The organism is Pseudomonadota bacterium (genome assembly GCA_039714795.1).
Classification (GTDB): domain Bacteria; phylum Pseudomonadota; class Alphaproteobacteria; order JAGOMX01; family JAGOMX01; genus JBDLIP01.
Genome location: JBDLIP010000048.1, coordinates 1 through 12,339 on the forward strand (window position 1 = coordinate 1; position 12,339 = coordinate 12,339).

The window sequence follows — 12,339 nt, forward strand, 5'->3', positions numbered from 1 at the left end:
AAAGCATTTTCTTACTCCTTTTTGGTTGACAGGAGTACAATCTAGTTAAGTTTTTATTAAAATCCAAGACACTTTAGGGAATACGACTAACCCAGTCCCGAGAAGAGGCAACTGTTTTCTTGCTACTCCTGCAATTTATTGCATGTGGGGCTCGATGAAAGCTCATCGATTTTAGAAAATAAGGAGTGGCGCAGACTACTATTCACGATTGATTTTGCCAGAGCAAAATCTTCAAGTGCACTGCTTACTATATGCTTCCGGACTCAAAAATAGAATTAGCACCAACCTCCAAAACCCTTGATTTTATTGGTGCGCCCGGCGGGATTCGAACCCACGACCCCAGGATTAGGAATCCTGTGCTCTATCCTGCTGAGCTACGGGCGCCCGATAGAAGGAAGTATAGCAAAGCCATCAGCGAATGGGAAAATCAAAATACGTCTCTGGGAAGGGTTCTTGCCGTAAAGCGAAATGCCACCACTCTTTTGAATAGTTGTCAAAACCATGACTGGACATAAGACTGACCAGAAAAGCTCGATTGTTTTTGGCTTCTGCACTGATATTAAAATTATTTGTGTGTGCCTTTTCATCGAGGCAATCAAAGCCAGTGCCCATTTCTATGCTGTTGTCGTTAAAGCGCTGCCCTTTGGGCAGACGGCCGTCAATTACAGAATGGCCTGGTTGGTATTGATCTTGTTGCGGCACAGGAACAGGAAACCAACGTCAGATCAACAGCACACCCTCGGGTGTGCTGCGAACGCAGGGCCACATATCCTTGCGCAAACAGTGTGTTTTTTTCAATATCTGGGTAAAACTCTGTTTTCATAGTTTGGTCACCGGGGTCAAGCGACCAGCGCATGAAATGAGCGCCAGCTCGGAGCGGGCGGTAGGCTTCATAGACTTTAAGCGATAGCTGTTGCGTCTTTAGCTCTGCTTGAACATTTGCAAGCGCTTGGCCCAAGGCATTGCTGACAACACAACGATTTGCTTCATAACCATCAATTGGGCACCCCACAAAATTGTGATAACCGGCATAGCGGATTTCTTGCAAAATGGAAGCGTCATGAGTTTCGAGGTAGGAAAAACCTTCTGGTAGCCTATCCATTTCAGTATATACGTCGAGACTCAAAAAAAGTTTGCAATATGGCTGCACATTCTTTTTCCTGGATTCCGCCCACCACTTCAGGTTTGTGGTGACAGGTCTTATGATTAAAGATTTGCGGACCGTGGTCAACTCCTCCGCCTTTGGGATCATAAGCACCAAAATAAAGTCGGCGGATACGAGCAAGGCTAATGGCTTGGGCGCACATAGGGCAAGGCTCCAGCGTTACATAAAGATCGCACTCGGTTAGTCTGACCATATTCATCTTCTGTGCCGCTTTGCGTATGGCAAGTATTTCGGCGTGAGCCGTTGGATCGTGTTGTTCGAGGATTTCGTTACCAAAAGCACTGACGACTTGATCTGTACAAACAATCACTGCACCAACGGGAATCTCTCCCCGGTGTGCTGCAAGCTCAGCCTGCACAAGTGCGGCCGACATAAAATCTTCTTTAGGTTGGGTCATCAGGGGTTTGTTCATCTTTTCTTTTCTATGCTATACTAAAGCTGAATCAAACTATTGGTTTTCTGGTACACTCAAAGTGTTAATTTACAGTTGTAAACTGCGCGCTATTCGTTATCACAAAACTCAACATTTTGATTCATCACGGGTATATTCTTTAACAATAATTATAATTGGGGCCTAGTCTACAAGAAAATGATGACAAACACACGCACAGAATACGATACCCTTGGTCCGATTGAAGTACCAACCGATCAATATTGGGGAGCGCAAACTCAACGCAGTCTCAAAAATTTTAATATTGGCACAGAGCGCATGCCCGAATCTTTGATTCGTGCATTGGGAATCCAAAAACGAGCCAGTGCTACAGTCAATATGTCTCTAAAAATTTTGGATCCAAAGCATGGTCAGGCAATTGTCCAGGCAGCTAATGAAATCATCCAGGGAAAGCTTTTTGAGCAATTCCCATTGAAAATTTGGCAAACAGGATCGGGTACACAAACCAACATGAACGCCAATGAAGTGATCGCTAATCGGGCAAATGAATTGCTGGGGGGTGAGTTGGGGGCAAATTCCCCTGTGCACCCTAATGATCACGTCAATCGTGGACAGTCGTCCAACGATACCTTTCCCACCGTTATGCACATTGCAGCTGTTGAGCAGGTTACACATCAGTTATTACCAGCCCTTGAAAACATGCATCAGGCGTTATGGCGCAAGCAACAAGAGTTTCAAAATGTTGTCAAGATTGGCAGGACTCATTTGCAGGATGCAACACCTTTGACTTTGGGGCAAGAGTTTTCAGGATACGTAGCGCAAATCCAGCAATGTACTCAGCGAATTCAAGCGGTGTTACCGCGCCTTTATCAACTTGCTCAAGGCGGGACGGCAGTTGGAACGGGTCTCAACACTCACAAGGAATTCCCGCGTCGTTTTGCCGCAGAAGTTGCAGCCATCACGGGGCTCCCTTTTATCACTGCTGAAAACAAATTTGCAGAGTTGGCTGCCCATGACACACTGGTTGAGCTTTCTGGGACCTTGAATGTGCTAGCAGTTGCGGTGATGAAAATTGCAAGTGATCTGCGTTTGTTAGGATCAGGACCTAGATGTGGATTGGGAGAGCTAAAATTGCCTGCCAATGAGCCAGGGTCTTCTATAATGCCGGGTAAGATTAACCCAACCCAAGCTGAAGCCTTGACAATGATTGCTGCTCAAGTGATGGGCAATCACACGACTGTTTCCATTGCAGGGGCTTCAGGGCATCTTGAATTGAATGTCTTTAAGCCGGTGATCATCTATAATATTTTACAGTCGATCACCCTGTTGAGTGATGGGATTACAAGTTTTACCGATAGGTGTGTGAAAGGCATTGAAGCCGATGAACAGCGGATTCAGCAGCTGCTGCATGAATCTTTAATGCTGGTTACAGCTCTAAACCCACGTATTGGTTATGACAAAGCTGCTACAATTGCCAAAAAAGCATATGCCGAGAATCTGACCTTAAGGCAGGCAGCCGAAAATCTTGGCTTTGTTTCAGAGCAGGAATTCTTGACGTGGGTGAAACCAGAAAAAATGATTGGACCACTTGAAGAGTAGCTGGGTTATTCAGTATCTAGTTCCAATCACTGACCCACCTACTGACCACCGACTATTAAGCCACCTTCAGTGGTGCATCGCCTTTTTGCCAGTTACAGGCTGTCAACCCACCTGTTTGTAGGGCATCTAGAGTACGCAGGATCTCTTTGGGGTTACGACCAACGTTGAGGTCATTAACAGAAACATGACGAATCACACCTTCTGGATCAACGATATATGTGGCCCGCAAACACACCCCTTCTTTCTGTTGCAAAATGCCAAGAGCAGTAGAAAGATCACGTCGGATGTCCGATAGCAATGGATATTGAAGGTTGCTCAGATCCTTATGATCGTTGCGCCAGGCTAGATGTACAAACTCAGAGTCCGTACTAACACCATAGACTTTGGCATTGCGGTTGGTAAACTCACCGTTTAGATTGTTGAAGTCAGAAATTTCAGTAGGGCAAATGAAGGTAAAATCTTTTGGATAAAAGAAAAAAACCTTCCAAGATCCAGAATCTGTTCGGTCGGTGATTTCTTGAAAAGCATCTTGGATATTGTTTGAAACAACTCCAGTCATTTTAAAGGCGGGGAAACGATCTCCAATGGTCAGCATAGTAATTCTCCTTTTACAGTGAAGTTGAATCAACAGGTCGATTTTCTGGTGTGTTCAAAGTGCTCATTCACCTAAAGTAAACTGCGCGCTTTTCACTGCCATAAAATCAACATTTTGACTCAGCACGGGTACATCTTATCAACATCATCATCATAGAAAACTAATCCCCAGTTTGCAAGCGCTCAACCAATTGCTTGACTGTGGGAATAAAGCCATTGGCATAGAAAGGGTCCTGGCCAAATTCATAAGCGCCGTGTCCGGCAAACATCAGTTGAGTATTGACATCACCATCATGGCCGATAGCTTGCAAGGTCTTTTGAATGCAAAACGAACGGGGGTCGGCTTTGCGGCCCGTGGTTCCGCCTTCTTCTTGAGACCAATTGCTAAATAAACAGGCACTAAGACATCCCATACAGTCAACCTGGTCTTTGTGAATTTCTTGCTCGTCTTCGGGAGTTACAAAAATCAATGTGTGATCAGGGGTGCGCATGGCTTGAGTGAATCCTTGTGTGATCCATTGTGTTGCACGCGCGTGATCCTTCTTGCTCACATAAACAATTCTCTGTCGGGGTCCTATGGGAAGAGCTTCCGTAAAATCGCTTGTCTGTTTTGTTTGATACGAGATCTGACGGTCTTTGCGTTCATCAAGTTCTTGCAAGAATACATTGTTCACAGCTGAGGAATAAAAGCCCGTAGGACTATGGCGATTGAGGGAAATATCTCCTTTTTTCAGCGTTAGAAGCTTAGCTTTCCAAGCGTCGGAAATAGGGCTTTCCTGAGTTAAAAGCGGACGAGAGCCAAATTGAAAGGCGATTGGTCCCAATTCCCTGTTATTAATCCAGTCTGTCCAGTCTCGCAAGTACCACACGCCGCCAGCCATGATAATGGGCACATTGTGCAGGCCAAAGCTATTCATAATCTCTCTAAGACTGCGAACGCGGGGCAGGGGGTCTTCTGGAGTTAAGGGGTCATCGCTATTGCTGATACCATTGTGGCCCCCGGCTCTCCAGGGATCCTCATAGACAACTCCACCCAGCAACTCCGAGAATTTATTGTAAGCTCGTTTCCACAATACCCGAAATGCGCGAGCTGAAGAGACAATTGGATAATAGTGTAGATTATATTTTGCAGCAATTTCTGCAACGCGATAGGGCATCCCTGCACCACAGGTAATTCCATGCACAATGTCTTTAGCTTTTTCTAAAACTCCGTGCAGGATTTCTTCTACCGCAGCCATTTCCCACAACACATTCATGTGCAGGCGTCCTTGGCCTCCAGCTGTTTCATGGGCGATTTGTGCCTGGGTGATTCCACCTTTGATGGAATACTCAATCAATTCGCGGTGTCGCTCACTTCGAGTGCGACTGTGATATAGCATAGGGATCACATTCCCATTTTCGTCATAGGTGTCAGCATTGACAGCTGAGAAAGTTCCAACTCCTCCAGCAGCTGCCCAAGCACCTGCGCTTTCACCATTGGAAATAGCGATGCCCTTGCCTCCCTCAACAAGAGGAAGGACCTCTTCGCCAGACATCTTGAGTGTTTTTAAAAGGGACACGATCTATTTAACTCGCTTTTACGGTCACAGTTTTTAAGCTTGCACACTAGGCTGTTCAGAAGATGAGATAGATTTCCCGGTCGCCTGGTCAACATCTTTCATACTGAGTTTGATTTTTCCTCGAGGGTCAAAACCAACCACCTTAACATAAACTTGTTGACCTGTTTTTACAACTGATTCGACTGATTCAATCCGTTCTTGACTGATCTCACTTATATGGACTAAACCATCTCGATCGCTCATGAAATTTACAAAAGCACCAAAATCCATGATTTTTACGACTTTACCCTGGTAAATGATACCGATTTCAGGTTCAGCAGTCAGCTCGACAATTCGGCTTTTGGCAATGTTTATGGATTCTTCATTGACGGCCGAGATTGTGACATGGCCTTCATCATCGATATCAATCTTAGCACCAGATGTCTCAACAATTTCGCGAATCATCTTGCCGCCTGGCCCGATAATGGCACCAATTTTGTCCTTGGGAACATGGATGGTGACCATGCGTGGAGCATGTTCACTGACATCATCGCGTGCTTGGCCTAAGGCTTTGCTCATTTCATTTAGGATATGTAACCGCCCGTCTTTTGCTTGCTTTAAAGCGACATCCATAATTTCCTGGGTAATACCTTTGACTTTGATGTCCATTTGCAGCGATGTAATTCCATTTTCGGTTCCTGCAACCTTAAAGTCCATATCGCCAAGGTGATCCTCGTCGCCTAAGATGTCAGAAAGAACTGCAAACTTTTCGCCCTCCTTAATCAATCCCATGGCGATACCTGATACAGGCCTTGCAAGGGGAACTCCTGCATCCATGAGGGCAAGAGAGCCTCCGCACACCGTTGCCATCGATGATGATCCGTTCGATTCTGTAATCTCAGAGACAATGCGGACTGTGTAAGGGAACTCTTCTTTGGTTGGGACAATAGGATGCAAGGCACGCCAGGCGAGTTTACCATGGCCAATTTCACGTCGGCCTGGAGGGCCTACACGACCCGTTTCCCCAACAGAGTAAGATGGAAAATTATAGTGCAGCATAAAATGCTCACGTCGCTCACCGGAGAGCTCTTCGATGAGCTGTTCATCTTGCCCTGTTCCCAAGGTTGTCACCACAAGCGCTTGGGTTTCCCCGCGGGTAAATAAAGCACTTCCGTGAACACGAGAGAGCAATCCTGCTTCGCAGACGATCTGGCGCACGGCTTTCGTATCTCTTCCATCGATGCGTTTTCCAGAATCAAGAATGTCGCCACGGACAATCTGCTTTTCGAGTTTTTTGAAAGCATCACCAATGAAATTTTCATGAGCTTCATCTTCTGCTATGAGTGCTTCGACGGCTTTTTCTTTGAGTTGATCAATCGCTGCACGGCGAGTTGTCTTCTCTGTTTCCTTATAGGCCTTTCTAAGGTCGACCTCGACGATAGATTTGACTTTGTCAAATACCGTTTCTGCTTCTGGCGCTGGTTGTGGTACTTCCCATGCCGGATTACCCACCTCTTTAGCAAGGCTACCAACAGCTTCGATGACCGGTTGAAATTGTTGGTGACCAAACATCACGGCCTCTAGCATTTGCTGTTCTGAAAGCTCATGAGCTTCAGATTCGACCATTAAGACGCCATCGCCGGTTCCAGCAACCGTAAGATCCAGTTTTGAGGTCTCCAGTTGCTCAGAGGTTGGGTTCAAGACAAATTGTCCATCCACATATCCAACTCTTGCTGCTCCTAAGGGACCATGGAAGGGTAGTCCAGCAATCGATAAAGCTGCTGCGGCTCCCACAAGTGCTACAACGTCAGGCTCATGATCTATATCGTGACTCAAGACGGAACATAACACCTGGGTTTCATTACGAAAGTTATCATCAAACAAAGGACGAATTGGCCGGTCGATGAGTCTTGAGGTAAGAATATCTTTTTCGCTAGGCCGCCCTTCTCTTTTGATGTAGCCCCCGGGGATTCTACCTGCGGCATACATTTTTTCCTGGTAATGAACAGTGAGCGGAAAAAAATCCAAACCAGGTTTTGGCTTTTTATCGGCAACGACCGTACACAATATCTTGGTATCCCCGTACGAGATCAAAACAGCGGCATCAGCTTGGCGGGCGATTCTGCCTGTCTCAAGAGTGAGCGTGCGCCCTCCCCATTCTATTTCTTTGCGGTGTATTTGAAACATAATTTTTAAAAACCTTTTCTATTCTAGATACAGTGTTAGTGGACTGCAGATACAAAACTCAGTGCACAATCAGGATATAACTTCATACTTTCTAGCGGCGCAAGCCAAGTTCTTTAATGACTTCTTGGTAGCGGGTATAATTCTTGCGAGCAAGGTAGTCCAAGAGACTACGGCGTCGGTTAACAAGGATGATCAAACCACGGCGGCAGTGAAAGTCTTTTGCATGCTGCTTCATGTGTTCGGTCAGATTGTTAATGCGTTCAGTAAGGACCGCCACTTGTACTTCTGGAGACCCTGTATCTTGAGCTCCACGACTAAAATCTTTAATCAGTTTCTGCTTACGTTCTGCTGTTATCGACATCGTTTTCTACCTTTCTGTGACTATGTTAAAAACCCGCGTGGGGCGGATCCATTCATCGATCAGCGTTGCAAGAGCCACAGGAACCCCTTGAGGAGTGACGCAAAGCACAAGGTCTTTGTGTCTACTTTGCCGTGTGGTGGCGACTGATTGCACGGCTTGTCCGTGCATGAGCTTATGTTGATCACTTGAAGATATTTTGATAGCTAGGATGTCGTCCAGCACAATATCAAGTGGGTACAACTGCTCTACGATAACTTCTTTATGCCCTAAATCACTCCAATTTTCCAGTAAAATCGCACTGCTCTCGTGAAAATTTCCTACCTGGGTCCTTCTAAGAGATGTTACGTGCCCAACCGTGCCAAGGCGGATCGCCATATCTCTGGCGAGGCTGCGGACATAGGTTCCTTTATGACAGTGTACTTCGAAGGAGGATTGTTCTTCATTTTGGCTGTCTAAAAGCAGTAAATTGTCGATATGCACTTGTCTTGATTTAAGCTCAACATCTTTTCCGGCACGTGCGTACGCGTAAGCTGGCTTGCCCTTAATTTTAATAGCGCTATAACGTGGAGGTATTTGCTCGAATGTTCCCGTAAAATCTTTGAGAATGGCCTGAATCTGTTTTGGGGAGGGTCTGACAGAAGATGTGGCTATGATCTCTCCTTCACGGTCGTCTGTTGAAGTTTGCATGCCCCACTTGATCTCAAAGCGGTACGTTTTTGCTTGATCCATCATAAACGGCACTGTTTTGGTGGCTTCACCAATTGCGATGGGTAAGACACCGGAGGCTAGAGGATCTAAAGTGCCAGCGTGACCAATTTTGCGAATTCTCAAGATGTTACGCAATCTGGCAACAACCTGGTGTGAGGTCATTCCCTCGGGTTTATCAATGTTTAGCCAACCATGCATTAAACGAGTATCACAGATCCTGAGCCACATGAGGAGATCGCAGTAAATTTTCAATGTGGTTTGCTGTCTCAAAAGATTGATCGTGTTCAAAACGGAGTGCAGGGACTCCGCGCAGCCGTAAAGATTTTCCAAGTTGGTGGCGCAATTGGGGAGCACAGCGATTTAATGCGCTAACAACTTCAGATGTATTTTGACCGCCAAGCGGCGTGACAAAGGCAAATGCGTGCTTCAAGTCGATACTCATACGGACTTCGCTGATGGTGATCGAGCAATCCTGCAAAGCTTCTTCCTGCCACAGTCCTTGTTGCAAAAGCGAAGAGAGAATATGACGTACTTCTTCGCTGACTTGACGTTGGCGCTGCGTGGGTTGGGTGTTTGGTCCTTTTTTAGACATATTTTAAAACAAAATCCTATTATTTTTGTAAGTCCTTGACAAGGGTAACTGTTCAGCTCACTCCGATCGTCATTACGGCCGGTGCAGACAGAATGGTTACCTTACAAGTTATAATATGGTTCTAGTGAGGGGAATTTTCAATATTTATTTTTGTACTCCTTGATGGATGAACACACTACCGTTTTTGGGAAAAATGTGGTTGAATGTTAGGTGTACAGAATCATGATAAAAGGTGATGGAATGACTGGTCCTTTAATGCCAAAAGCAACTGCCACTTGGTTGGTGGAAAACACGAGCCTGACCTTTGAGCAGATTGCAAAGTTTTGCGAGCTTCATCTGCTAGAAGTGCAAGCCATTGCCGATGCCGAGCTCTCTGCCTCTATGGCACCCTTTGATCCCATTGCAAATGAACAATTGTCTTGGGAAGAAATTGAGCGTTGTAGCGCAGATCCTACGGCTCAGCTTGAATCCCTAGCCCCTAAGCCCGGTATAGCCGTGAAAAAACGTGAAGGTGGGCGTTACACGCCAGTTACCAAACGTCAAGATAAGCCCAACGCTATTGCCTGGCTTTTAAAGCACCATGGTGAGATGAATGACTCTCAAATTTGTCGTTTGCTTGGAACAACCAGTCCGACTATTCGAGCGATTCGTGAACGCAGCCACTGGAACTCTGCCAATATTCGCGCTAAAAATCCTGTCGATCTCGGTCTTTGTTCACAAAAAGAGCTTGATGAGGCGGTTGCCTATGCAAAGTCACACCCAAAACCTTCTTAAATTCTCGAAGAGAGCCAGATAGCAACGCGGGTTGCGGCCTTGATTGATCGGTGTAAAAGTGGATACGCTGGGGCTTGCTTTGCGCCGTGCTCAAGACTGAGTTCTTTATGCTCACGCTCTTCTTGGCGGCACTTACTGATTAGCTGTTTAAGCTCTGGCTGCTCAGTGCCGAGTTTTTGTTCCTGGGATGCGTAATGTTGGTCGATCACTTCTTCAACTGCGGCAGTACAGGCCATAGCTGATTCTTTACTTATTCGTGCTGTTGCAGCGCCCAGGGCAAAACCCGCAGCGCGCCAAATAGGGGTTAACGCGGTTGGACGTACTCGATGCGAGATCATCATGGCATCGAATTGTTTAAGGTGATCCAATTCTTGGTCAAGCATATGCTGTAGTATGGGAGTTTCAGGTGTGTTTCCAAGAACGGACAACTGACCTTCGTAAATACGCTTGGCTCCAAACTCTCCAGCTTGATTCACACGAATCATACGGTGTATCTCTGCTGTTTGTGTTTTGCTTTGTGTGGTAAATTGTCTTTTACCTTTATCTAAGTGCGGTAGGCCTTGGGTCATTGTTTTTGCTTTCTTGCAAACGCTAGACCAAAGATAGCAATCAGTAGTAAGGCCATAGAATGCAGACTATTATAGCCAGCCATTGAAATACCAAATAGTTTCCATTGGACTTGGTCACAGGCAACGTGGGGTTGGCTTGTGAGTTGTTGACGTAGTTCATCGATGGTTTGGCCTGAAAGAGAGGGGGCTTTACACACTGCCGGTAGCGGTGTCCAGTGTAGTTCTACAGCGACTTGATATAGGGCAACTCCTAGTTCAGCCAGCAACAAAAGACAGGTAACTCCAAGGGCAAAGCGGTGCATTCCAGGATATTTGAAGAGTGCTGCAACAGCTGCAACGACTAAAATTGCCCAGTAGATATATCTTTGGTACAGGCACAGTGTGCATGGCTGGATGCCAAAGAAGGTTTGTGCAATCCAAGCACCGGCTAGAGCAAATACACACCCGAGAAAGATTAGAAAGAGGATATACCGTTGTGTCATGTGCTCTGGCCTCGTAGAATTTATATGTATCTTAAGATTATAAAGCCTGCGATCAATCCAAGCAAGGTCAGTCCCGTTAACCAGCCAAGCCATTGTTCGATAAAGTCTCTAATGTCGGGCCCCCAACGCCAGAGAAGTCCAGCAACTAGAAAAAATCGCATACCTCGTGCTAGTAAAGAGGCGCAGATAAATGTCCCAAGATTAAGGCCAGCCAAACCACTCGCGATGGTAACGATTTTATAAGGGATAGGAGTGAATCCCTTGAGCGTGACAATCCAAAAACCCCATTGTTGGAATTGGGTTTGCAGGCCTACAAGTTTTTGCTCCATGCCATAAGTCTGAGCAATGGCTTGTCCAACGGTTTCATAAAGCGCATATCCAATAGCATAGCCCAGCAGTCCGCCGACGACAGAAGAAAGTGTGCAGAGCGTTGCCAAGGCCCAAGCGGATTCGCGCCTGTTTAGAATAATAGCGATCAGAAGTGGATCAGGGGGCAGTGGAAAGATAGAGCTTTCAGCAAATGCAATGAGAGAGAGCCACCAAGTTGCCTTGGGTGTGGCTGCATAACTCATCATTGTACTGTAGGTTTTTTGTAGCATTTCCTATGGCTTTTGTAAGAAGTTATCAAAATTGATTGTCCATGATCGGGGTTTACCATGGAGGGAGCTTGTATGCAAATATTTATGGGTTTTATCCGTTAGAATTCGAGATTTTTTCAAAATACTGTTGATGTGTAGCTAGATATTACGCTAGTTTATGGGAGTGTGCCCCTGTGGCGGAATTGGTAGACGCGGCAGATTCAAAATCTGTTGTTCGCAAGGACGTGGGAGTTCGAGTCTCCCTGGGGGCACCAATAAAATAAAGAGTTTGATAGAGGTTGTGATTTTTTATAGTAAGGCTTCAAAAGTCAATTGTCAGCAAATGGTGAGATTTTGATTGAAATCCTAGAAGAAGGCACCGAAGTTAGAAAGGAGTGAGGTGTGCGTCAAACGTAATTTCTCAACCGGAGCCCGAGACTTTTTTCGTTTGCAGAGCAAAAGGCTTTTCATTTTTTATAGAGATCGATAAAAAGCGCTCAAAGACTGGACTTGATGAATATCCGATTGAGCAATTACCGTAACTGAATTGTTGTGTAGCCATTTATTTGGGACGTAGGGGTGAAATCGTAAACCGTTATGATTTGCTGATGTTTTTGTGATTAAATCTCAGAACGTTTTTTATAGCTATTTTAGGTGTGGTTTTTTAAAATAATTTTCTGATCTAATTTTATATATCACCTGTTGTCCGAGTTAATCGTATGTTTTTAGCTGGCTGTTGGAGCAACCGCAGCACAACTTGCATTCCTTTGAATATTTTTATAAAATGATTTTTAGTTTTAT

The 12,339-nt window shown here is 45.5% G+C and carries 14 protein-coding genes and 2 tRNA genes; 3 read left to right on the forward strand and 13 right to left on the reverse strand.

Going from position 1 to position 12,339, the window contains the following annotated elements; genetic code table 11:
- Positions 1-307 precede the first annotated feature (307 nt).
- The 4 genes from ABFQ95_04835 to ABFQ95_04850 form a co-directional block, all read right to left on the reverse strand.
- Positions 308-384, reverse strand: a tRNA-Arg gene (locus tag ABFQ95_04835).
- Positions 385-411: 27 nt separating this feature from the next.
- Positions 412-702 carry a M15 family metallopeptidase gene (locus ABFQ95_04840; protein ID MEN8236850.1) on the reverse strand — a complete coding sequence of 97 codons (291 nt, stop codon included), beginning with the start codon at positions 700-702 and terminating at the stop codon, positions 412-414.
- A complete protein-coding gene (locus tag ABFQ95_04845; protein MEN8236851.1) occupies positions 659-1,102 on the reverse strand; it encodes a M15 family metallopeptidase in 444 nt (147 codons plus the stop codon). The genes ABFQ95_04840 and ABFQ95_04845 overlap by 44 nt, the downstream gene beginning before the upstream one ends.
- Before the next feature lies 1 nt (position 1,103).
- Positions 1,104-1,577, reverse strand: coding sequence for a nucleoside deaminase (locus tag ABFQ95_04850; protein ID MEN8236852.1), 474 nt, complete (start codon positions 1,575-1,577; stop codon positions 1,104-1,106).
- A gap of 180 nt (positions 1,578-1,757) precedes the next feature.
- On the opposite strand from ABFQ95_04850, the gene fumC reads away from it, so the two are divergent.
- Positions 1,758-3,155: a class II fumarate hydratase gene (fumC, locus tag ABFQ95_04855; GenBank protein MEN8236853.1), complete on the forward strand. Its 1,398-nt coding sequence runs from the start codon at positions 1,758-1,760 to the stop codon at positions 3,153-3,155.
- A 55-nt stretch (positions 3,156-3,210) separates the two neighbouring features.
- Here the strand turns inward: fumC and ABFQ95_04860 are convergent, their stop codons facing one another.
- The 6 genes from ABFQ95_04860 to rbfA form a co-directional block, all read right to left on the reverse strand.
- Positions 3,211-3,750, reverse strand: coding sequence for a peroxiredoxin (locus ABFQ95_04860; protein MEN8236854.1), 540 nt, complete (start codon positions 3,748-3,750; stop codon positions 3,211-3,213).
- A 160-nt stretch (positions 3,751-3,910) separates the two neighbouring features.
- Entirely contained in the window at positions 3,911-5,308 is a 1,398-nt protein-coding gene (locus ABFQ95_04865) for a nitronate monooxygenase (protein MEN8236855.1), read from the reverse strand.
- A 33-nt stretch (positions 5,309-5,341) separates the two neighbouring features.
- Positions 5,342-7,474, reverse strand: a complete 2,133-nt coding sequence (pnp, locus tag ABFQ95_04870) for a polyribonucleotide nucleotidyltransferase (protein MEN8236856.1) — start codon at positions 7,472-7,474, stop codon at positions 5,342-5,344.
- A gap of 91 nt (positions 7,475-7,565) precedes the next feature.
- A complete protein-coding gene (rpsO, locus tag ABFQ95_04875; GenBank protein MEN8236857.1) occupies positions 7,566-7,835 on the reverse strand; it encodes a 30S ribosomal protein S15 in 270 nt (89 codons plus the stop codon).
- Between the two features lie 6 nt (positions 7,836-7,841).
- Complete coding sequence (gene truB / locus ABFQ95_04880) at positions 7,842-8,771, reverse strand: tRNA pseudouridine(55) synthase TruB (GenBank protein ID MEN8236858.1); 930 nt, start codon at positions 8,769-8,771, stop codon at positions 7,842-7,844.
- Positions 8,752-9,135, reverse strand: a complete 384-nt coding sequence (gene rbfA / locus ABFQ95_04885; GenBank protein ID MEN8236859.1) for a 30S ribosome-binding factor RbfA — start codon at positions 9,133-9,135, stop codon at positions 8,752-8,754. The genes truB and rbfA overlap by 20 nt, the downstream gene beginning before the upstream one ends.
- 222 nt (positions 9,136-9,357) lie before the next feature.
- On the opposite strand from rbfA, the gene ABFQ95_04890 reads away from it, so the two are divergent.
- Positions 9,358-9,909, forward strand: coding sequence for a cell cycle transcriptional regulator TrcR (locus ABFQ95_04890; protein ID MEN8236860.1), 552 nt, complete (start codon positions 9,358-9,360; stop codon positions 9,907-9,909).
- Here the strand turns inward: ABFQ95_04890 and ABFQ95_04895 are convergent.
- Genes ABFQ95_04895 through ABFQ95_04905 form a run of 3 tightly spaced genes read right to left on the reverse strand, consistent with a single transcriptional unit; the run spans position 9,906 to position 11,559 of the window.
- Complete coding sequence (locus tag ABFQ95_04895) at positions 9,906-10,478, reverse strand: demethoxyubiquinone hydroxylase family protein (GenBank protein MEN8236861.1); 573 nt, start codon at positions 10,476-10,478, stop codon at positions 9,906-9,908. The two genes, ABFQ95_04890 and ABFQ95_04895, sit on opposite strands and share 4 nt — an antisense overlap.
- A complete protein-coding gene (locus ABFQ95_04900) occupies positions 10,475-10,960 on the reverse strand; it encodes a disulfide bond formation protein B (protein ID MEN8236862.1) in 486 nt (161 codons plus the stop codon). The genes ABFQ95_04895 and ABFQ95_04900 overlap by 4 nt, the downstream gene beginning before the upstream one ends.
- Positions 10,961-10,980: 20 nt before the next feature.
- Positions 10,981-11,559, reverse strand: a complete 579-nt coding sequence (locus ABFQ95_04905; protein MEN8236863.1) for a YqaA family protein — start codon at positions 11,557-11,559, stop codon at positions 10,981-10,983.
- A 167-nt stretch (positions 11,560-11,726) separates the two neighbouring features.
- Here ABFQ95_04905 and ABFQ95_04910 point away from each other — a divergent pair.
- Positions 11,727-11,813, forward strand: a tRNA-Leu gene (locus tag ABFQ95_04910).
- Positions 11,814-12,339 lie beyond the last annotated feature (526 nt).